At 70.9% G+C, this 20606-nt stretch carries 18 protein-coding genes; 15 read left to right on the top strand and 3 right to left on the bottom strand.

All coding sequences use genetic code 11. The features are described from left to right. The first annotated feature begins 225 nt into the window (after positions 1-225). From ACIBCM_RS31190 to ACIBCM_RS31155, 8 genes are all read left to right on the top strand, one after another. On the top strand, positions 226-1476 hold the full coding sequence (locus tag ACIBCM_RS31190) for an acetyl-CoA carboxylase biotin carboxylase subunit family protein (protein ID WP_399249110.1): 1251 nt from the start codon (positions 226-228) through the stop codon (positions 1474-1476). 128 nt (positions 1477-1604) lie between these two features. Then, on the top strand, positions 1605-3437 hold the full coding sequence (locus ACIBCM_RS31185) for an IucA/IucC family protein (protein WP_399249217.1): 1833 nt from the start codon (positions 1605-1607) through the stop codon (positions 3435-3437). After that, positions 3434-5215, top strand: a complete 1782-nt coding sequence (locus ACIBCM_RS31180) for an IucA/IucC family protein (protein ID WP_399249108.1) — start codon at positions 3434-3436, stop codon at positions 5213-5215. The genes ACIBCM_RS31185 and ACIBCM_RS31180 overlap by 4 nt, the downstream gene beginning before the upstream one ends. Beyond that, entirely contained in the window at positions 5212-6486 is a 1275-nt protein-coding gene (locus tag ACIBCM_RS31175) for a type III PLP-dependent enzyme (protein ID WP_399249106.1), read from the top strand. The genes ACIBCM_RS31180 and ACIBCM_RS31175 overlap by 4 nt, the downstream gene beginning before the upstream one ends. Positions 6487-6668: 182 nt before the next feature. After that, positions 6669-7652, top strand: coding sequence for a phosphotransferase enzyme family protein (locus ACIBCM_RS31170; protein ID WP_399249104.1), 984 nt, complete (start codon positions 6669-6671; stop codon positions 7650-7652). Positions 7653-8297: 645 nt separating this feature from the next. Beyond that, the gene (tgmA, locus tag ACIBCM_RS31165) at positions 8298-8489 is read left to right on the top strand and encodes a putative ATP-grasp-modified RiPP (protein WP_389264353.1); all 192 of its coding nucleotides are present in this window, start codon (positions 8298-8300) and stop codon (positions 8487-8489) included. Positions 8490-8499: 10 nt separating this feature from the next. Beyond that, positions 8500-9429 (top strand): ATP-grasp ribosomal peptide maturase, encoded by a 930-nt coding sequence (gene tgmB / locus ACIBCM_RS31160; protein ID WP_399249103.1) that lies wholly within the window; start codon positions 8500-8502, stop codon positions 9427-9429. 182 nt (positions 9430-9611) lie between these two features. Then, a complete protein-coding gene (locus ACIBCM_RS31155; RefSeq protein ID WP_399249101.1) occupies positions 9612-10067 on the top strand; it encodes a lamin tail domain-containing protein in 456 nt (151 codons plus the stop codon). Positions 10068-10188: 121 nt separating this feature from the next. On the opposite strand, the gene ACIBCM_RS31150 is transcribed toward ACIBCM_RS31155, so the two are convergent. From ACIBCM_RS31150 to ACIBCM_RS31140, 3 genes are all read right to left on the bottom strand, one after another. Beyond that, complete coding sequence (locus tag ACIBCM_RS31150; RefSeq protein WP_399249099.1) at positions 10189-10401, bottom strand: YbdD/YjiX family protein; 213 nt, start codon at positions 10399-10401, stop codon at positions 10189-10191. Next, positions 10398-12515, bottom strand: a complete 2118-nt coding sequence (locus ACIBCM_RS31145; RefSeq protein WP_399249097.1) for a carbon starvation CstA family protein — start codon at positions 12513-12515, stop codon at positions 10398-10400. The genes ACIBCM_RS31150 and ACIBCM_RS31145 overlap by 4 nt, the downstream gene beginning before the upstream one ends. 228 nt (positions 12516-12743) lie before the next feature. Then, a complete protein-coding gene (locus ACIBCM_RS31140; protein WP_399249095.1) occupies positions 12744-12983 on the bottom strand; it encodes a DUF3311 domain-containing protein in 240 nt (79 codons plus the stop codon). A 263-nt stretch (positions 12984-13246) separates the two neighbouring features. Between ACIBCM_RS31140 and ACIBCM_RS31135 the strand changes: the two genes are divergently transcribed. The 7 genes from ACIBCM_RS31135 to ACIBCM_RS31105 all read left to right on the top strand — a co-directional run bounded on the left by ACIBCM_RS31135 (position 13247) and on the right by ACIBCM_RS31105 (position 20441). After that, positions 13247-14812: a sodium:solute symporter gene (locus tag ACIBCM_RS31135; protein WP_399249093.1), complete on the top strand. Its 1566-nt coding sequence runs from the start codon at positions 13247-13249 to the stop codon at positions 14810-14812. Next, positions 14809-15462 (top strand): sigma-70 family RNA polymerase sigma factor, encoded by a 654-nt coding sequence (locus ACIBCM_RS31130; protein ID WP_399249091.1) that lies wholly within the window; start codon positions 14809-14811, stop codon positions 15460-15462. Before ACIBCM_RS31135 ends, ACIBCM_RS31130 begins: the two co-directional genes overlap by 4 nt. After that, positions 15459-15773, top strand: coding sequence for a hypothetical protein (locus ACIBCM_RS31125; RefSeq protein WP_399249089.1), 315 nt, complete (start codon positions 15459-15461; stop codon positions 15771-15773). The genes ACIBCM_RS31130 and ACIBCM_RS31125 overlap by 4 nt, the downstream gene beginning before the upstream one ends. Before the next feature lie 399 nt (positions 15774-16172). Continuing rightward, complete coding sequence (locus ACIBCM_RS31120) at positions 16173-16448, top strand: HAD-IA family hydrolase (protein ID WP_399249087.1); 276 nt, start codon at positions 16173-16175, stop codon at positions 16446-16448. A 324-nt stretch (positions 16449-16772) separates the two neighbouring features. Next, entirely contained in the window at positions 16773-18197 is a 1425-nt protein-coding gene (locus ACIBCM_RS31115) for a cytochrome P450 (protein WP_399249085.1), read from the top strand. Positions 18198-18614: 417 nt separating this feature from the next. After that, positions 18615-19961, top strand: coding sequence for a cytochrome P450 (locus ACIBCM_RS31110; protein ID WP_399249082.1), 1347 nt, complete (start codon positions 18615-18617; stop codon positions 19959-19961). 84 nt (positions 19962-20045) lie between these two features. Beyond that, on the top strand, positions 20046-20441 hold the full coding sequence (locus tag ACIBCM_RS31105; RefSeq protein ID WP_399249080.1) for a BlaI/MecI/CopY family transcriptional regulator: 396 nt from the start codon (positions 20046-20048) through the stop codon (positions 20439-20441). Positions 20442-20606 lie beyond the last annotated feature (165 nt).

Raw genomic sequence — 20606 nt, 5'->3', positions numbered from 1 at the left:
CACATCGAGCGACTGTTCGCGAACTGACGGCGCGGCGCGCCTCATTGGCATGTTTAGGGATGCCTAACCTAAGCTCCGGGGTGATGATCCGAAGCAAACGGGCCGCCCCCACCAGGCAGTTCAATTCCGGCCCTCGAACGGGCCGGTTCGGCCACCCGGCCGTTGTCGGCCGTTGTTTCTGTTTGTCCCATGCCCGGTAAATGTGCGCGCGGAAGTATTTCACCCATGCAGACCACGCAGGCCACTCAGTCGACGCAGAACGTGCAGAACGTGCGGAACACGCAGATGTATGTGCTCGCCCTCAATCCCACAGATTCGGTGACCGAGGGATTCCTGCCCGCCGCGCAACGGCTCGGCCTGAGGACGACACTGCTCACGGATCAGCCCGGGGCGCATCGCGACCGCCATCCGGACCTGGAGATCCTGGAGTGCGATGTGCGCGACCACCACGCGGTGATCACACGGATCTCCACCCATCGGCCGCCCGGCGCGGTGTTCAGCAACAGCGACCACCTCCAGGCACAGACCGCGCTCGCCGCCGCCTACTTCGGACTGCCCGCCAAGGACTGGCGGGCCGCCCTCCGCACCAAGGACAAGGCCGAGATGCGCCGCCACCTCGCCGCACACGGCCCCGGTGACGACGCCGTCCGCTCGGTCGAGCTGGCCCCCGGACTGGACGCCCCGGCGCTCGCCGCACTCGACGTCCCCTACCCCTGTGTGCTCAAACCCCGCGAGGGGGTCGCCAGCGAGGACGTCGTACGGGCCGGGGGGCCCGCGGAGCTGATACGGCACTACGAGCGCGTCCGGGCCCGCCGTCCCGGGGCCGTGCTGGTCGCGGAGGAGTTCCTGCCGGGCGAACTGCACACCCTGGAGACACTCGGGGACGGCCGGCGCCTGCATGTCCTCGGTGGCTTCCGCACCGAGCTGTCGCCCCCGCCGTACTTCATCGAGGAGCGGCTGACGTACGAGCCCGCCCTCCCCGCGCCGGTCGTGGCCCAGGTCCTGGAGCGGCTCGCCGAACTGGGCGTCGGCTTCGGCGCCTGCCACACCGAGTTCGTCCTGTGCGAGGGCCGCGCGCGCATCGTCGAGGTGAACTACCGGGCCATCGGCGACCAGTGCGACCTGCTGCTCGCCGAACTGCTCGGCATCCCCCTGTTCGAGCACATCCTCCGCACCCACCTCGGTGAGCCGCTCCCCGCGGATCTGCGGGCCCGCAGGGACGGCGCGGCCCGGCTCGACTACCCCTGTGCCGACCGCGCGGGCACACTGACCGCCGCGCCCGGACCCGCCGATCTGGCCTCCGGAGACGTACGGCTGACCTACCGTCCGGTGCGATCGGTCGGTGAGCGACACGAGCTGTACCACACCAACCGCGACTTCCTGGGTGTCGTCCGGGCCACCGGTCGGGACCGGGAGTCCGTGGACCGGGCCGTGAACGGCTTTCTCGCCGGGCAGAGCTGGGAGATCACCCCATGACCGCCCCATCCACCGCACCCGTGCCCAGCGCCGGGCCCGCAGCTCTCCCGGCCCCCGCCGAGCCCGCGGAGTCCGCCGAGCCCACTGAACCCGTGCCACCCGCCGAGCCCGCGGAGCCCGCCGAGCCCATGCCACCCGCCGAGCCCGGGGAATCCGCCGACCCCGCCCTGCTGCTCGACGTACTCAGCACCCTGCTCCGCGAGGACGCCGTCGGACTGCGCAGCCGCAGCACCTCCGTGGAGCTGCCCGACGGCACCTGGCTCCGCCGGGACACCGGCGACGGGGACGCCCTGCTGCTCCCGGTCCGCGGCGCCGTGCCCGGCTTCCAGTGCGAGACCGAGGCCCGGCTGCCCCTGCTGCGCTGGGAGTCCGACGGCACGGAACTCACCACCTGCGACACCGTCCTGACGGCGCTCGCGGATCTCACCGGCCATCCGGGGGACCGTGACGGCTTCGCCGCCTTCGCCGCCGAGTGCCGGCGGACCCTGGCGGCCCGGCGCCTGCACCGCGAGACCTGCGGGGAGACCAACCGGCGCCTGACCGCCCGCTACGGGCCGAGACCGGCGGACTGGACCGGTCCCGCCGCCGGACTCGCCTTCGACACGCTCGCCGCGCGGCTCGACCATCCCGTCTACCCCACCGGACGCGGGCGGCCCGGATTCACAGACACGGATCTGCGGGCGTACGCCCCCGAGTTCCACCCCCGCTTCCGACTCCGCTGGCTCGCCGTCCCCCGGGACGCCGTCACCGTGACCGGGGCCGGGGCCGGGGCCGGCGGCACCCCGTCACCGGCCGCCGGGGTGCCGCCGACCGGTGACCCGGGGCCGGACCGGGCGCTGGACGCCGGTCCCGGGGCCCCCTCGGCCCTGGGCCTGCCCGGGGATCTCGACGGAAGCCATCTCCTCCTCCCCGTCCACCCCCTCACCGCGGCGGGGCCCCTGCGCGAGGCCCTGGACACCGTCGGCCTCACCGGCCGCGCGCTGCTCGCGGACCGGCCGTATCTGGAGGTCGTACCGACCCTGTCGACACGGACCGTGGCCCTCGCCGGCGACCCCGGCGTCCATCTCAAACTGCCCCTGGCGACCGCCACCCTGGGCCGGCTCAACCGCCGCACCATCAAACCCGGCAGTCTCGTCGACGGCGCGGCGGGGCAGCGGCTCGTCGAGGCCGTGATCGCCCGTGAACCCCGCTTCCGGGACAGGGTCCTGCACACCGACGAGACCCGGTTCGCCCACGCCGGACACGAACTCCTCGCGGCCCTGGTGCGCCGCTGCCCCCCGGATCTCGACAACACCGCTGTCGTCCCCATGGCGGCCCTGCTCAGCCCCGCCCCGGGCGGCGGGCTCATCGCCGACGCCCTCGCCGAGCGGCACTTCGGCGGCGATCCGCTCACGCTCCTCGACGCCGTACTGACCCTGCTGTTCGACTGGGGCACCACACTCCTCGGTTACGGGGTGGCCCTGGAGTCCCACCAGCAGAACATCTCGCTGCTCCTGGACGAGCGGCACGGACTGCGGCTGCTCCTCAAGGACAACGACGGCCCGCGCGTCCACGCGGGCCGGTTCCGTGCCGCCCTCGGAACGGACCCGCCTGCTTTCGCCGACCGGCGGATCGTCACCGACGACGACGGCCCGGTCCTCGACCTGTTCACCACCATCACCGTTCACCTCTGCGCGGGGGCGTACGCCTTCGGACTCGCACGGCACGGGCGCGCTCCTCTCGGCCGGCTGCTCGCGCTGGTGCGCGACCGGCTCGGCGAGGCAGCCGAACGCCTCGGCACCGGCCCCGGAGAGCCCGGCGCCCTCCTGCGCGCACACGTCCTGGACGCGGCACGGCTGCCCGTCAAGGCCATGGTCACGGCGGGGACCCTGCTCGCCAAGGAGAGATCAGGCGCATTGGACATCAACAAGCACTACACCACCGGTCCCAACTATCTGCTCCGGGGGAGTGACCAGCGATGACGAGTACCACCCCCGACCTCCCCACTCCCGCCGCGGGCCCGCCGCGAGGGCTGCCCACCGCCGACGACGCCGTGGCGCACACCCTCCTCAACTGCCTGCTCCGGGAGGTGTCGGGACCCGAGCACCAGACCGCCGTCATCGACGGCCGCCTCCTGCTGAGGCTGCCGCGACGGGGGGTGCTGCTGAGGGTCGCCCTGCGCCGTACCTCACTGCTGGGCGCGCACCGGTTCACCGGACCGGTCACCGAGGAGTCCGGTGACGGCTGGTCCGAGGTCGGCTGGCGGCGGCTCGCCGAGTACGTCCACGCCGAGCTGAGCCTGCGTACCGGCGCCCACAACGACGAGTTCCTGGGCCAGATCGACGCGAGCCACCGGGGTGTGTCCGCGGCCCTCACCGCCCTGCCGCACCGCCCCCGTCCGCCCGGCAGGACGGCAGGGGGACCGGGGCCGGTTCCGGAGCCGGACCCGCTCGACACCTACCTCGCGTCCGAGCAGTCCCTCGCGCTCGGCCACCGCTTCCACCCCACCCCCAAGGCGCACGGCGGCGACCCTGCCGTCTGGTCCTCGTACGCGCCCGAGGCCGGGGTCTCCTTCCCGCTGCGGCTGCTCGCCGTCCGCGAGGACCTCGTGGCCGAGGAGTGCGCCGAACCGGGAGCAGCCGCACCGCTGGACCGGCTGGCGGCCGTCCCCGACGGCTACCGGCTGCTGCCCGCGCACCCCTGGCAGTACACCGGACTGCTGCCCGCCCTGCGCCCCGCCCTGGGCCGCGGGGACGTACTCGACCTGGGCCCCGGACAGCGGCGCTTCACCCCCACCGCCTCCGTGCGGACCCTCTACGACGGCGAGACCTTCCTCAAGTTCAGCCTCGACGTCCGCATCACCAACTGCGTGCGCAAGAACGCCTTCTACGAGCTCTCCGGCGCCGTCGCCCTCACCCGGCTGCTCGCCCCCGCCCTCACCGAACTGGCCACCCGCTTCCCGGGCACCGGCATGCTCCGCGAACCCGCCTATCGCGGCATCGCGCTCCCCGGACCCGACGGCCGCCCCGACACCCGGCTGCTGGAGGGTTTCGGAGTGATCGTCCGCGAAGGGCTCGGACGACTGCTGCGCCCCGGTATCACCCCGCTGCTCGCCGCGGCCGTCGCCGACGAGTACCCCACCGGGCCCGGACATGTGTCCCGGCTGGCGGGCCACGGCCCGGGCGCCGCCCTGCGGTGGTGGCGGCGGTATCTGGACCTCCTCGTCCCGCCGGTCCTCGCCGCCTACTTCGACCACGGGCTCGTCCTCGAACCGCATCTGCAGAACGTCGTCCTCGGCACCGGCCCCGACGGCCGCCCCGAACAGATCCTCTTCCGCGACCTGGAGGGCACCAAACTCCTGCCCGAGCACCATGCCCCGGCACTGGCCGCACTGCCCCCGGAGGTGGCCGGGCCGCTGACGTACGACGCCCGGCGCGGCTGGGACCGGGTCGTGTACTGCCTCCTCGTCAATCACATCGCCGAGATGCTCGCCGCGCTCGCCGATCTGCACCCGGGGACCGAGCCCGCCCTCTGGTCGCAGGTGCGCGGCACCCTGGAGCGGTACGCCGCCGAGCACGGCTGCCCGCCCCGGCTCAGCGCCCTGCTCGCGGGCGTCCCCCTGCCCGCCAAAGCCAATCTGCTCACCCGCTGGGAGCGCTCGGCCGACCGGGACGCCGGCTATGTCCGGCTGCCGTCCCCGCTCGCCGAGGACGTGATCCGCCAAGCCACCCGTGCCGACGCCGACCGGAGCCCGCGATGAATCCGACCGCCCGAACCCTGCCCGGCCCGACGGCCCCCGCCCGCCCGGCGGACCCGGCCGACGTTCCGTCCGGGGTGCGCGAACTCGCCCTCTCCCTGCCCCCGGGCGGGCTGCCCGCCTACCTCTACGACCTGGACGCCCTGCGCAGGCACACGGCCGCGGTCCGGGCGGCCCTGCCCGGGCGGGTCGAGCTGTACTACGCGGCCAAGGCCAACCCGGACGCCGGGATCCTGGCCGCGCTCTCCCCGTACGTCGACGGCTACGAGGTCTCCTCGGGCGGTGAACTCGCCCACACGGCCGGCGTCGTTCCGGGCCGGCCGCTGGCCTTCGGCGGCCCCGGCAAGACACCCGCGGAGATCGAGACCGCACTGCGGCTCGGGGTGGACCGCTTCCATGTGGAGAGCGCGTACGAGCTGCGTATGCTCGCCCACCTCGCCGCGGGAGCCCCGGTGGCCGTCCTGCTGCGCTTCAACATCCCGGTTCCCCCGGGCGTGCTGGAGTCGAGCGCCCTGGCGATGGGCGGGCGCCCCGCGCCGTTCGGGACGGACCCCTCGGAGGCCGACGACCTGGTGCGCCTGCTCACCGACGGCACCTTTCCGGGGCTGCGGTGGCGGGGCGTCCACGCCCATCTCGCCAGCGGGCTCACGGCCGGGGCCCAGCTCGCCGTGGCCTCGGCCGTCGTCGAATGGTCGGCGGCGCTCGCGGCCCGCCACGGGGTACCCCTGCACGAGGTCGACGTCGGCGGCGGTATGACCGTCGACTACACCCGCCCGGACGAACGGTTCGACTGGGCCGCCTACGGCAAGGGTCTCGCCCGCCTCGGTGACGCCCACCCGGGGACCGTGCTGCGTATCGAACCGGGACGGGCCCTCACCGCGTACTGCGGCTGGTACGCCACCGAGGTGCTGGATGTGAAGCGCAGCCACGGCGAGACCTTCGCGGTCGTCCGCGGCGGCACCCACCATCTGCGCACCCCCGCCACCAAGGGCCACGACCAGCCGTGCGCCGTACTGCCCGTCGACCGCTGGCCGCACGCCTGGCCGCGGTCTGCCGCGCCGGACGGCGGACCGGTCACCCTGGTCGGCCAGTTGTGCACACCCAAGGACGTGCTGGCGCGCGCGGTCCCCGCGCCGGGGCTGCGCGCGGGCGACCGGGTGGTGTTCGCGCTGGCCGGGGCGTACGCGTGGAACATCTCCCACCATGAGTTTCTGATGCACCCGAAGCCCGGATTCCACTACCTCGGAGCGTCCCCGGGTATCACCGCGGACTGACCGGGTCCCTCTGCGGACGAGACGAGACGGGACGGGATGCCTCGCGGCGCGGTGGCACCGGCCGTGGTCCTCCTCACGGTGGCCGGATGCGTCCTGGTCACAGCCGTCGGCCACGGCACCGCCCCGGGGGCGTACCGATAAACGCATGCACCGGCGGGAGACAAGGGACTAGCGTCACCGCCATGAAAGAAGAGCCGGAAGGAATGAACGAGTCCGGTGTACGGCACGCTCTGGAGGCGTGGGGCATCGAGGCCCGGTCACTGGCCTACGTTCCCCTCGGCCTGGGCGACTACCACTGGACGGCCGGCGGCCCGCGCGGAGAGCGCTTTTTCGTCACGGTGGCCGACCTGGAGAACAAGGACCACTGCGGCACGGACGCGGACACCGCCTGGCAGGGGCTGTACCGGGCGATGGACACGGCGTCCTGGCTCGCGGAGCGCGGCGGGCTCGACTTCGTCGTGGCGCCCCTGCGCGCCGCGCACGGCGAGACGGTCCGGCGGCTGGACGACCGGTACGCGATCAGTGTGTTCCCCCATGTGGAGGGCGCGCCGGGGCACGTCGGCGAGGAACTCACCGCCTCACGGCGGGCCATGACGGTGGAGGCACTGGCCGCGCTCCACCGCGCGAAGGCCCCGGACCCGGCCCCCGTGGCCCCGCTGGACCTGTCGGCCCGCAACCGGCTGGAGCAGACCCTGAGGGAGGTGGCGGAGCCGTGGAGCGGCGGGCCCTTCGCCGAACCCGCCAGGGACCTGCTGGCCGGCGCCGGGAGGCGCTTTCGGCTGCGGCTCGACGAGTTCGACCGGCGGATCGCGGAGGGGCGGGGCAACGGCGGGGAACTCGTCGTCACCCACGGCGAACCGCATCCGGGCAATCTGCTGTGGCGGGACGGCGGACCGGCGCTGGTGGACTGGGACACCGTGGGGCTCTCCGTGCCCGAGCGCGATCTCTGGCTGGTCGTCAGGGAGCCCGGGGAACTGAGCCGTTACGAGGACCTCACCGGCCGGACCCCCGACAAATCCGCGCTCGCCTTCTACCGGCTCCGCAGGGACCTGGAGGATGTGACCGCCTGTCTCGGGCTGTTCCGCGGACCCCACACCAGGACCTCCGACACCGAGCAGGCGTGGCAGGGATTCCGGAGCACCCTGGAGCGGCTCACCTATCTCTGACGGCCGGGGTCACTGGCCCATGAAATTACGCGCTGTGGGCACTCGATCACGGTAATTACCCCGACGGCTCGCGGCTTCGTGCCCCACCCCCGCCGGACGGACGCCGTCATCGGGAAAACACCGCGCCCGTATATCGGATCCGTATGTTCGGGAAAGGCGCGCACAGCCGTGCCACAGGTATTTCCCCTACGCTGATGATGTCCTGCGCGGAGAGGGCGTTCCCCTGCGGTCGCCACGGCCGGGACCGGGCTTCCGGCTCCATCGTGGCGCGCCCCGACAGGACTTACCGAAAAGAAACAGCTCATCACGCAGAGTTCACCATGAAGTCGTTGTCTGCGGGACCATTGATGCTGTCGTGCCCAAAGAGGCAGGTGGGACAGATGGTGACGGAGGTCACTTCAACTTCGAGTGCACGGAATTGCTCCGAAGAGCGTCTCTATAGGTGTCAGGAAAGCGTCAACGGCCCGTGTTGGCAGTCGTGTTCACGATTGGACAACGCGGTTGTGCGGGTCGGACGCCGACTGGCGCGCCGTTTACCGCAATATGACGGTATGTGATGAACTGGCTACATCACCGACACGTATTGCTCCTTACGTGGCCACACAGTGGTCCGAGAACAGTCCCGTGCGGGGCAGGGAGAGAAGCATGAAACCGTTCGCGTGGAACTACGCACGTCCGGCCGAGCTGTCACCAGTGATCGACCAGTACTCGTACGACTCCACCCTCCAGCTGAACGTCCTCCCGGACGGGCGCCCCGCCATCATGGACAGGGCGCTGCTGGCGGCGGTCGGAACCACCACCTCGACAGCCGGTTCCGCGACCCACTTCGACGACTGACCTCCCTCAGATGACGGTGCTGATCCTGACCTGCGAGCAGGATGTGACCGCGGACATGGTGGTGGCGCAGCTCCACAAGCGGGGCGTGCCGCTCGTCCGGTTCGATCCCGGTGATCTCCCCGGGGAGGGCGCTCTGTCCGCCGAGTACGTGCGGGGGGAGTTCCGCGGCTATCTGTCCACGGGCGGGCGAGTGGTCAGCATGGACGGCCTGCGCTCCATCTGGGTGCGCAGGCCCAGCGAGCCGGCGGCGCACGCCGCCGAACCGTCCCCGTGGCTGACCGCCGAGAGCGGCCAGGCGCTGTACGGGATGCTGGACTGCACGGCGGCCCGCTGGATGAACGACACGAGTGCGGCTGCCAGGGCACGCCTCAAGCCGTGGCAGCTGCGCGTCGCCCACCGCAGCGGGTTCCCGGTGCCCGCGACCGTGATTACCACATATCCGAAGGTCGCCCGCCAGTTCGCCGACCAGTACCGGCATGTGGTGGTGAAGGCCGTCTCGGGCAAGCCCCCCAGCGATCCGCCGATGGCCCTTCCCACCACACTGGTGCCGCAGGACGCGGACTTCACCAATGTGTCGGCGGGGCCCACCCTGTTGCAGCGGTACATCGCCAAACGGGCGGACATCCGGCTGACCAGCGTCGGGGACGAGTCCTTCGCCGCGCGCAAGGTCGCCGAGCCCGGGCAGGTGGACGGACGCTACGGCGGGACGGGGCACCTCTGGGAGCCCGTGGAGGTGCCGCCCACGGTCGAGCGGGCGGTGGCCCTGTACAAGAAGCTCGCCGGACTCGCCTACGGCGCCTTCGACTTCGCGGAGGACGGCGAGGGCACCTGGTGGTTCCTGGAGTGCAACCAGGGCGGCCAGTTCGGATTCATCGAGCTGGAGACGGAGCAGCCCATCGCCGACGCGGTCGCCGAGTGGCTGAGCTTCCCGGCCGAGTGAGCACCCGGGCACGGCGGCCCGCCGGTGATCCCCCGGCCGGCGGCCCGGCCGCCGCACCTGTGGCCGTGTCCGGTCCGGCGTGTTCTGTCAAGTCTCCTTCGCTCAGGTCGGGTTGGCCCTACTGTGGGCCGTCTGCCGGGCCCGGAAATGGGGGGTGCCCGGCCTGAACATGAAGGATGCTCATGCTCCGTACCCGTTCCACCGCCGCGGCCTTCGTCGCGGCAGCCCTCGGCGGACTCGTTCTGATGCCTGCGCCGTCCCAGGCCGCCGCGGGATCGGTCCATCTGTACAAGATCTACTACGACAGCCCCGGCACGGACAGGCGCTCCAACGCCAGTCTGAACGCCGAGTACGTACAGATCCGCAACACCACCTCGGGGGCCGTCAGCCTCAAGGGCTGGACACTGACCGACGCGTCCAACCACAAGTACGTCTTCGGCACCTTCACCCTCGGCAAGGGCAAGACGGTGACCGTCCGTACCGGCAAGGGCACCAACACGGCGACCAACCGCTACCAGGGCCGGGCGGCCTACGTCTGGAACAACGACAAGGACACCGCCACGCTGAAGAAGGCGAGCGGAGCCAGGGCGGACACCTGCTCGTACAACTCGACCAAGGCCGACTACAAGATGTGCTGACCGAGGCGCACGAACAGGCGCCCACCCCTCCGGGGGCGGGCGCCTTCGCACGGGCCTCGGCGGGGAGGCGCGGGGCCCGGACCACCACAGGGTGCCCCGGGCCCGCCCGGGACACCCGGGATCAGCAGCAGCGGGAGAGCGGCTCCTCCTCCAGCCGCCGGCTGCGCATCCGCTGGAACTCCCGTCTCGTCGGCGGCGGAAGGTCCGGACGGTTTCTGCGGTGGTGCTCGCAGTGCCGGTCGTACGCCGTCTCACCGGAGACCTCGCGCAGATACCAGTGCACGGCGCCGAGCCCCCGGCGTACGGCCCGAAGCAGGGCGGCGGCCCGGCTCACTCGCGTGCCCCGGCGAGTTCCCCGGGCACATCGAGCCGCGAGGCCACATACGGTGTCTCGGTCGTGGGCGGCGGGGTGGGGGAGCGCAGGGTACGGACGCACACCACGGCGGCGTTGACGAGGACCGTGGCGACGAGCAGCACGAACAGCACGATCAGCACCCCGTCGACCGTGGAGTTGAGGACGATGGTGTCCATGTCGTCCATGCTCTTCGCGGGCGGCAGGACCTTCCCGGCGTCGATGGCGTCGGCGAACCGGGTCCGCTGGGCGAAGAAGCCCACCCTCGGGTCGGGCGAGAAGACCTTCTGCCAGCTCGCGGTGAAGGTGACGGCGACGGTGAAGGCGAGCGGCACCCCCGTCACCCAGGCCCAGCGCAGCCGGCCCGATTTGATCAGCAGCGTCGTCGCCACCGTGAGCGCGATCGCCGCGAGCAGCTGGTTGGCGATGCCGAACAGCGGGAACAGCTGGTTGATTCCGCCGAGCGGGTCGGTGGCGCCCGCGTAGAGGAAATAGCCCCACCCGGCCACGACCAGGGCGCTGGCCAGCCAGATCCCCGGCTTCCAGTTGACCCGGCCGATCGGCTTCCAGACATTGCCGAGCATGTCCTGGAGCATGAACCGGCCGACCCGGGTGCCGGCGTCCACGGTCGTCAGGATGAAAAGTGCCTCGAACATGATCGCGAAGTGGTACCAGAACGCCTTCATCCCCGTGCCGCCGACGACATCGGAGAAGATCTGCGACATCCCCACCGCGAGCGTCGGCGCGCCACCGGTCTTGGCGACGAGGGTGCTCTCCTCGACGGCCTTCGCCGCGGCGGCCAACTCCCCGGGTGAGATGGTGAATCCGAGCCCCGCCACCGCCTGGGAGGCGGACTCGGCGGTGGACCCGAGCAGCCCCGCGGGCGCGTTCATCGCGTAGTACAGCCCGGGGTCCAGCACGGCCGCGGCGATCAGGGCCATGACGGCGACGAACGACTCCATGAGCATGGCGCCGTACCCGATCGTCCGGACCTGCGACTCCTTGGCGATGAGTTTGGGTGTGGTACCGGAGGACACCAGGGCGTGGAACCCGGAGAGCGCTCCGCAGGCGATGGTGATGAACAGGAACGGGAACAGCGACCCGGCGAAGACCGGTCCCTGCCCCGAGGACGCGAACGTGCTGACGGGGTCGGCCTTGAGCACGGGCGCGGCGAAGACCACCCCGATCGCGAGCAGCGCGATCGTGCCGATCTTCATAAACGTGGAGAGATAGTCGCGCGGTGCCAGGAGCATCCACACCGGCAGCACCGAGGCGAGAAAACCGTAGCCGACGAGACAGAACACCAGGGTGGTCGGGCTGAGGGTGAAGGTGTCGGCGAGGGAGGAGTCCTGGATCCAGCCGCCGCCGACGATCGCGAGCAGCAGCAGGGCCACACCGATCACACTGGTCTCCAGCACCCGGCCGGGCCGCAGGATGTGCAGATAGAAGCCCATGAACAGCGCGATCGGGATGGTCATGGCGACGGAGAAGGTTCCCCAGGGCGAGTGGGCGAGGGCGTTGACGACGACCAGCGCCAGCACCGCCAGCAGAATGATCATGATGACGAAGACGGCGATCAGCGCCGCCGCGCCACCGACCTTCCCGATCTCCTCCCGGGCCATCTGCCCGAGGCTCTTGCCGTCCCGGCGCATGGACAGGAACAGCACGACCATGTCCTGGACGGCCCCGGCGAAGATCACACCGAAGACGATCCAGATCGTGCCGGGCAGAAAGCCCATCTGCACGGCGAGTACGGGCCCCACCAGCGGTCCGGCCCCCGCGATGGCGGCGAAGTGGTGGCCGAGCAGCACCCGGCGGTCGGTCGGCTGGTAGTCGACGCCGTCCTCCAGCCGTTCGGCGGGCGTCGCCCGGGTGTCGTCCGGCTTGAGGACCCGGTTCACGATGAATCGGGAGTAGAAGCGGTAGGCGATGGCGTACGTCCCGAGGGCGGCGGCGAGCAGCCAGACGGCCGAGATCTCCTCACCCCGGGCGAGCGCGAGCACCCCCCAGCAGATGGCGCCGGTGACGGCGACGGTCGTCCACAGGAGGACCGATTTCGGATTCGCCCGGAATACGGGCACGGAGGGCCGGGACATGCTGGCTCCTATGCAGGCGGGACAACGGGGGACGGAGGCCGGCGCGGTGGCCGGCCGATGCGAGCGGGACCGCGATCGGGGCGGAACCCGGGGGCGGCTGACGCCCGGGCCCGGGGGGCGGAAGTGCGGAGGGGCGAGCGGGACGGAGCGGACGGATCGAGGCGGGCGGGGGACTCGGGGACGACCGGGGGCGGTGCACCGCGGCGGGCCCGGCACGGCGGACCGGGATCAGGAATCCGGCCGGCGCCGCGTCAGCAGGAAGGCGGCGAACATGCCGAGGCTGCACCCGGGCACCCAGGCCAACTGGTACCAGTAGAAGAACGGCACCCCCGCGAACTCCGGCCGCTCCCGCGCGTACCAGGGCACCCACAGCAGGGCGACAACCGGCGCGAGCAGACAGATACCGGCCGCGATCCGGCGCGCCGGACCTGCGCCACCGTTCCCCGGTCGCCGGGCTCTTCCCCTCACGGTCTCCTCCGCGGTTGTCCGTTGTGCGCCGTCCGTCCCCCACCACAGGCACCGGTGCCGGCGGTGCCGTCGTCGTACGGGCCGGTCTGTGGAAGAGTTGCCGGTCACCGCGGTTTGGTTGACACGGGATCGCCGGAAGATTTCCGTGGCTTCCCTGTCCTCGGAACGGCCCGTTCGCGCAACCAGGGGGTGTCCGCCTGAAGCGGCCGGGCGACAGCCGGGCGTCACAGGGCGCCCACGGTACGCAGCACGGACGGTGACCGATGACCGAAGGTGCCGTAGCGGCGGCGTTCCTCGCCGTCATCGGCGCGGCCTCGCTCCTGGCCGCGCGCGCCCGGCGCTTCCATACGACCGGGGCCCTGCCGTCGCTGGACGGCTGGGCGCTCGCCGACCGGAGTCTGGGCCCGGGATGGACCTGGCTGCTGCTGGGCGGCACGATCTTCACGGCGTACACCTTCACGGCCGTGCCGGGACTCGCGTACGGCAACGGCGCGCTCGCCTTCTTCGCCGTCCCGTACACCGTGATCGTCTGTCCGATGGCGTTCGTCCTGCTGCCCCGGCTGTGGGCCGTCGCCCGGGAGCACGGCTACATCACGGTGGCCGACTTCGTCCGCGGACGCCACGGCTCACCGCCGCTCGCGCTCGCCGTCGCGCTCACCGGCATCCTCGCGACCATGCCCTATCTGGCGCTCCAGCTCCTCGGTATCCGGGCCGTCCTGGACGCGGGCGGGATCAACCCCGCCGACAGCGCGACCGGCGATCTGCTGATGGTGGTGCTCTTCGCCGGGCTGGCCGTCGCCACCTACCGGCACGGGCTGCGCGCGCCCGCCGTCATCTCCGGCTTCAAGGGGGTCGCGGTCTTCGCCTCCGTCCTCGCGCTGGTGTGGCTGGTCCTCGACGAATTCGGCGGCCCCGGCGGGGTCTTCGACGCGGCGGACAGCGCGCTCGCGGCCCAGGGCGGGGGAGAGGCGTCCCTGCTGCTCACGCCCGATCAGCAGCCGGCCTTCGCGTCCCTCGCCCTCGGATCCGCGCTCGCCCTGCTGATGTATCCACACATCCTGACCGTCTCCTTCGCCGCCTCCGGGCCCACGACCCTGCGGAAGGTCTGTGTGGGCCTGCCGGGATGGACGGCCGTCCTGGCGCTCTTCGGGCTGCTCGGCATCGCCGCCGTGGCGGCCGGAGTACGCACCCCGGCCGGAGGCGCCGAGTCCGCGGTGCCGATGCTGGTGGACCGGCTGATGCCCGCGCCGCTGGCCGGACTCGTCTTCGGCGCCATCACGGTCGGTGCGCTGGTCCCGGCCGCGGTGATGTCGGTGGCGGCGGCCACCTCGTTCGTACGGAACGTGTACGTCGAGTACTTCCACCCCACCGCCACCCCCAAGCGGCAGGTACGGATCGCCAAAGCCGTCTCCCTGACCGCCAAGGTGGGCGCCATCGCCTTTGTCTTCGGGCTGCGCGACCAGGCCGCCATCAATCTCCAGCTCCTCGGCGGCGTATGGATTCTGCAGATCTTCCCGGCCGTCGCCATCGGCCTCTACACCCGATGGCCCCACCCGCGCGCTCTGCTCACGGGGTGGGCCGCGGGCATGGGATTCGGTACGGTCATGGTTGTCCGGGAGGGCTTCTCACCCGTCGTCCCGTTCGGCCCGGGCGGCCACTCCCCGGAGATCTACGCGGGTCTCGCGGCCCTGCTCGTCAACTTGGCGGTGGTCGCCGTGGGCACCGTCCTGCTGCGGTGGAGGGGCGCGCCGCGCGGGCCGGACACCACCTCGGCGTCCCCCGGTACCGCAGCCCAGCCCCGCCCCGAGACGGGAACGAGTTCGCCATGAGACGGACCCCACGCTCCGCCCGCACTCTGTTCGCCCCGCCACAAGAGCCCGTCGGCCGGGGCGAGGAAACCGGCCGGCCGGCGGAGCAGCCGCCCGGAACGCGTGACGACGGGCGGAGCGCCGCCGCGCAGCCGCCCGGTGCGGTGACCGATCCCGCCGAAACCGAGCGCGAGGAGGCCCTCGCGAGCCTTTTCGCGCTCCACTACACCTCGATGCTCAGGCTCGCCGCGCTGCTGGGGGCGGACGATCCGGAGAACATCGTGGCCGAGGCCTACTACGAGATCTACCGCAAGTGGCGCAAGCTGCGGGACGCCGACCGCGCCGAGTCCTATCTGCGCTCGGTGGTCTGCAATCTGACCCGGATGCGGATACGCCACCTCCAGATCGTCCGCAAGCACGCGGAGGCCCCCGCGGCCGACCCGGTGGCTTCGGCCGAGTACACCGCCCTGCTCCACGACGACCAGCAGGCGCTGATCCGGGCCCTCCAGCGGCTGCCGCCACGGCAGCGCGAGGCCCTCGTACTGCGGCACTGGATGGGGCTCAAGGAGAGCGAGATTGCCAAGGCCATGGGGATCTCGACCGGCTCCGTCAAAACCCATACCGCGCGCGGTCTCGCCGCACTGACCCAGGTGATGGAGAACCGCCGATGAACAGCCAGGAAGCCCGGCCGGTCGACGGACCCGGCACCGAGGAACGCCTCCGCGAGGCCATGGAGGCACTCGCCGGGCATGTACACGCCGCGCCCGACGCGTACCGGACCGCACAGGGCGAGTGGCGCCGCCGGGAGCGCAGACGACGGCTGATCCTGTCCGTGCTGGTCGCCGTGGTCTTCACCCTGGCCACCCTCGCGGGGCTCTGGGTCCTCAACTCCGCGCCCGCGGGCTCCGGCGGCATCTTCAACGACGACCGCACGACCACCCCCTCTGCCCCGCCCGTCCCGGCCGCACCCCCGGGCAGCTGACGCCCGGACGAACACCCCTGACCCGGCCTACCCACCCGGCCCCGCGCCCTTCCCGTCACCCCACATGCCCGACAGCTGAGCCGAAAGCGCGCCTGCACCGTTCCCTTCGCCCTGGGGGCCGGTGGCTGGGCTGAAGGGGTCCTGTGCCCTTCCCCTCCGCCCGTTGGGCGTGGCGAGTGAGCGGACGAGGTCCCGCTCCCTCTCCCTTCGCCCGTCGGGCCTGGCCCTCCTGCCGCCCCGGTGGGTGAGTGAACGAGGGCCTGTGCTCTATCCCTCGCCCGTTGGGCTTGGCGAGTGAGCCGAAGGGGGCCGTGGGTGTCGAATGGGAGAACGCGCGGAGGCCGCGAGGAACGAGTGGTCGAGCACGATCGACCGTCGACGCACACTTAGGGCCCCCGGGTGGGGGTCCCCCCGGACGGAGTCTGGGGGAGAACCGAGCCACAAAAACAAAACCGCGCGTCGGCAACTGTCCGGAGACCGCCCCGCCCGGCCCACTACCGGACGGTGTGCCCGCGGCTCGGCGTACGCCCCGAGGACTGCCTCTTCGTCGACGACGTTCCGGGCCATGTGGCGGCGGCCCGGGAGGTCGGGATGGAGGGGCATCTCTTTGAGGACAACCTTCGTGCCATGGTCCGTATCGCCCGTCACCTGGCGGCCGTTCCGGGGCTGCGCTGACGTCCGTCCCGGCGGCCGGTCACGCCGGGGCGCGGAGTCGGCAGCGGGAGATCAGCACCGAGTGATCCACACTGGCGCGTCCAGGGGGCCAACTCGCCCCACCGGCTGTGAATTTCACGTCCGCGATTGTCGAACTGGCGGCTTGCCGGACAGAATCCGAACAGGGATATGCTGACTGCGGCTCAGGATCTTGTACGACCGCAGAGGTGTCTGCGGCTCTCTGTGGTCCGATGCCAGCAAAGACGTTCACCAGCGCCGGTTCCGGGACCCTCCGTGACTGTGTCCGCCCGCCCGGTCGCTCCTCACCTTGGCTTCGGAGGCTCCGTGTCCACTCCGCGCTCAGACTTTCCCAGCGACGGTTCCGCAGCTGTGCCGCCTCCCGGCTGCCCCGCTCACAACACGGGAGCCGGCGGTCTGACCAGGCTCTACGGGCCTGTGGCGGAAGCGGACCCGAGGATGATGTACGAGGGGCTGCGCCGTCAGTACGGCTCCGTCGCACCCGTTCTGCTCCACGGCGACCTGCCCGCGTGGCTGGTGCTGGGACACCGGGAAAACCTGGAGGTCATGCGCACGCCGTCCCTGTTCTCCCGCGACTCGCGGCTCTGGACGATGTTCAAGCAGGGAAGGGTGGCCCCGGATTCCCCGCTTGCCCCGATGATCACCTGGCAGCCCCTGTGCATCTTCGTCGACGGTGACGAGCACGCACGGCTGCGCACCGCGGTCAACGACGGGTTGGGGCAGTTCAACCGCCATGGGGTGCGTCGCTTTGTCACCCGCTACACCCGCCAGTTGGTCGATGAGTTCGAGGCTACCGGCGAGGCCGACCTCGTCCGGGACTATGCCGAGAAACTGCCGATGCTGGTGATGACCCAGCTCCTCGGCATGCCTGAGGAAAATGGTCCTCTACTGGTCGAGGCGGCTCTCGACCTGATGAAGGGCACCGAGACCGCGATGGCGAGCAATGAGTTCGTGGTGGAGACCCTGCGCAAGCTGGTGAAGCGCAAGACAGAGAACCCCGGGAGGGACCTCGCCTCCCGGCTGATCAGCCACGAGTCCGCCCTCACTGAGGACGAGGTCGTCGAGCATCTGCGGCTCGTCCTCATCGCCGCCAACGAGACGACGGTCAATCTGATCGCCAACACCCTCCGGCTGGTGCTCACCGACCGCCGTTTCCGCGCGAATCTGTCCGGTGGCCAGATGACGCTGCCGGACGCCCTGGAGCAGGTTCTGTGGGATGCTCCCCCCCTGTCAGTGATTCCCGGGCGGTGGGCCACTGGGGACACCACGCTCGGCGGGCAGCCGATCAAGGCCGGTGATCTGCTGATGCTCGGGCTGGCCGCGGGCAATGTCGACCCGGAGATCCGCCCCGACTTGTCGGCGCCGGTGCACGGCAACCGTTCTCACCTCTCCTTCAGCAGCGGTCCGCACGAATGCCCCGGCCAGGACATTGGGCGCGCTATCGCCGACACCGGCATCGACAGTCTGCTGACGATTCTCCCCAGTCTCGACCTGGCCGTCTCCGAGGGCGAGTTGGCGACTACCAGCGCATGGCTGACCCAGCGCGTGAACTCGCTACCCGTACGATTCACGCCACGGCGTCCCGCGACGGTTCAGGAGATCGACGTCAGCACTCCGCCGCCGAAGTCGCAGCCGCTGCCGGCCGTCACGTCCGTCGCATCCCCAGCCACGCAGCTGGCACGTCCGCCCGTCCGTCGCTCCTGGTGGAGGTCGCTCTTTGGCAGGCGGTGACGCCCCACCGTCGCAGCGACGGTACAACAGATGAGGCCTGGTGGGACGGAGAGTCGTACTCCGTCCCACCAGGCCTCACATCTTGTATCGGACATGCGGGCGCTCTTGGACGGACAGTGGGGTCTGCGTACGATACGGACAGCTGATCATTCGTGTCCAGCAGTCACGACACCGTTCTGACCTGCGCCTTGGAGAGGGGGCCCGGTGCTACCCCTGGCCGAGTACGGCCCCTTCAAGTTTCGATGCGTGGTTTCACGCGCGCGCTGCGGTCCCGGTCGCGCGCCGCCGGACTCCATCGCCGCGCCTACGTAATCGTAGTGCCCTTGCCGCGACACTCCCCGCACAGGTCTGCCCAGTCGTCTCACATATCTCATCCACGAGTTGGCTCAGCCGATCGCCCAGAACAGGAGTTGCTCAGTGGCGTCCAAAGGTTTGCAGCACATACCCCGCGTTCCGGGCTCAATACCTCTGGTGGGTCATGCCCTCAAACTGGGGCGTGATCCGCTCGGCTTCCTCAAGTCCCTGCGTACGACGGGTGATCTGGTCAGGGTGAACGTCGGCACGATGCCCATATGCATCGCCACGAGTGCCGAGATGATTCACCAGGTCACCGTTGCCCAGGCACGTTCCTTTGAGAAGGGCCGACTCTACGACCGTGTGCGCCCCCTGGTCGGCAACGGCCTCGCCAACGCAGGCGGCGAGATCCACCGTACCCACCGGCGACTGATCCAGCCGGTGTTTCACCGTGCCCGTATCGCAGGATACGCGGAAGTCATGAGCCGTCGTGCCGTCGAGCTGGCGCAGAGCTGGACCCCGGGACAGCGCGTCGACATCGAGCATGCCATGAGCGAGTACGCGATCGAGACGCTGGCGGAGACGATGTTCTCCGCCGACATGGGCAGACCCGCCCTGGAGGCTGCGCGCCGCGACCTGCCCGTCATCCTGAAGAACATGCTGCTACGCGCCGCTTCTCCCAAGTTCCTCGACAGGCTGCCCATCCGTCCGAACCGTGAGTTCGACCGCGCTGCCGGGAGCATGAGGAAGATTATCGACGATGTTGTGAGAAGCACGCGTGAGGCTGCGCGTGACGGACAGCTGGATCTGCTGTCCCTGCTGCTCGACGCGCGTGACGAGGATACCGGCCTAGGTCTCACGGACGAGGAGGTCAGGGACGAACTCGTCACGATCCTCTTCGCCGGGAGCGATACGACCGCTTCCGTCCTCGGCTGGTCCTTCGCCGAGCTGGCCCGTCACCCGGCGGTGGAGAAGCAGGTCCTCGCCGAGATCGACGAGGTCGTGGGAACCCGGCCCGTCACCATCGAGGACATTCCCCGGCTGGCGACGATCCGGCGGGTCCTCGACGAGGCGATCCGGCTGCACGGCGTCACTCTGCTGATGCGCCGCACGACTGAACCGGTCGAACTCGGCAGATACAGCATTCCCAGTGGTGTCGAGGTCGCCTTCAGCCTGTACGCGGTCCACCGCGACCCTGCGCTGTACGCCGACCCCGACCGCTTCGACCCGGACCGGTGGCTGCCCGGGCGCCGGGAGTCCATCCCCCGAGAGGCGTTCGTCCCCTTCGGCGCGGGGAACCGCAAGTGCATCGGCGACGCCTTCGCCTGGACCGAGGCCACCATTGCCCTGGCGACCATCCTCGCCCGCTGGCGGCTGCGGCCGGTGCCGGGCCACGCCACCCGGGAGACTGCTGCCGCCATGGCGCACCCCGACCGAATTCCTATGGTGGTCGAGGTGCGTCGCACTTGACACAGGCCCGTGCCCCGACCGGCCTGAGCGTGATACCCGCAGACTATTTGGGTCTTCGCCTCACGCATCCCTAGTGTAGAACCTGTGAAAGCGCAATTAGGAGAGCTTGAAGACGCGGTAATGACACAGGTTTGGCGCCTGAACCGATCCGTGACGGTCCGGGAGGTCCTGGAGGAACTCCAGCAGGATCGTTCAATCGCCTACACCACGGTGATGACCGTGATGCACAAGGTTTATCGGAAGGGTTGGCTCCGCAGGGAACTCGACGGCCGGGCCTTTCGCTATACGGCGGTCTCCACCCGGGCCGACTACGCGGCCGCGCTGATGAGCGAAGCCTGGTCGCAGAGCGACCGTCCGGCCGCCGCGCTGGTCGCGTTCTTCGGCCTCATGTCGCGGGAGCAACGGGACGCGCTCCAGGAGGCGCTGGGCGTCGTGGAGGCGGGGCACGGCACCGGGGCGGATCCGTCCGGGGAACCGTGACCCGCCTGCGACGGCGAGGTGCGGCGGGGATCCCGGGTCCGTCCCAACGCACCCGGCGGTCCGCCGTCATCCCGTACGACCGACGGGCACTCCGCCGGCGCACCGACGCTCCCGGAGCAAATGGAGACGGGCCGCGAAGGCGGCCGATCCCTTGGCGGAGCACCA

The sequence above is a fragment of the Streptomyces sp. NPDC051018 genome, assembly GCF_044456085.1.
In the GTDB taxonomy this organism is placed as follows: domain Bacteria; phylum Actinomycetota; class Actinomycetes; order Streptomycetales; family Streptomycetaceae; genus Streptomyces.
Note: the sequence above shows the minus strand (reverse complement) of the source record. Positions and strands in the feature narration are given on the sequence as shown.

Coding starts and splice junctions, on each gene's coding strand:
- ACIBCM_RS31190 (WP_399249110.1), top strand. CDS start 226: ATGCAGACCACGCAGGCCACTCAGTCGACGCAGAACGTGCAGAACGTG.
- ACIBCM_RS31185 (WP_399249217.1), top strand. CDS start 1,605: ATGCCACCCGCCGAGCCCGGGGAATCCGCCGACCCCGCCCTGCTGCTC.
- ACIBCM_RS31180 (WP_399249108.1), top strand. CDS start 3,434: ATGACGAGTACCACCCCCGACCTCCCCACTCCCGCCGCGGGCCCGCCG.
- ACIBCM_RS31175 (WP_399249106.1), top strand. CDS start 5,212: ATGAATCCGACCGCCCGAACCCTGCCCGGCCCGACGGCCCCCGCCCGC.
- ACIBCM_RS31170 (WP_399249104.1), top strand. CDS start 6,669: ATGAAAGAAGAGCCGGAAGGAATGAACGAGTCCGGTGTACGGCACGCT.
- tgmA (WP_389264353.1), top strand. CDS start 8,298: ATGAAACCGTTCGCGTGGAACTACGCACGTCCGGCCGAGCTGTCACCA.
- tgmB (WP_399249103.1), top strand. CDS start 8,500: ATGACGGTGCTGATCCTGACCTGCGAGCAGGATGTGACCGCGGACATG.
- ACIBCM_RS31155 (WP_399249101.1), top strand. CDS start 9,612: ATGCTCCGTACCCGTTCCACCGCCGCGGCCTTCGTCGCGGCAGCCCTC.
- ACIBCM_RS31145 (WP_399249097.1), bottom strand. CDS start 12,515: ATGTCCCGGCCCTCCGTGCCCGTATTCCGGGCGAATCCGAAATCGGTC.
- ACIBCM_RS31135 (WP_399249093.1), top strand. CDS start 13,247: ATGACCGAAGGTGCCGTAGCGGCGGCGTTCCTCGCCGTCATCGGCGCG.
- ACIBCM_RS31130 (WP_399249091.1), top strand. CDS start 14,809: ATGAGACGGACCCCACGCTCCGCCCGCACTCTGTTCGCCCCGCCACAA.
- ACIBCM_RS31125 (WP_399249089.1), top strand. CDS start 15,459: ATGAACAGCCAGGAAGCCCGGCCGGTCGACGGACCCGGCACCGAGGAA.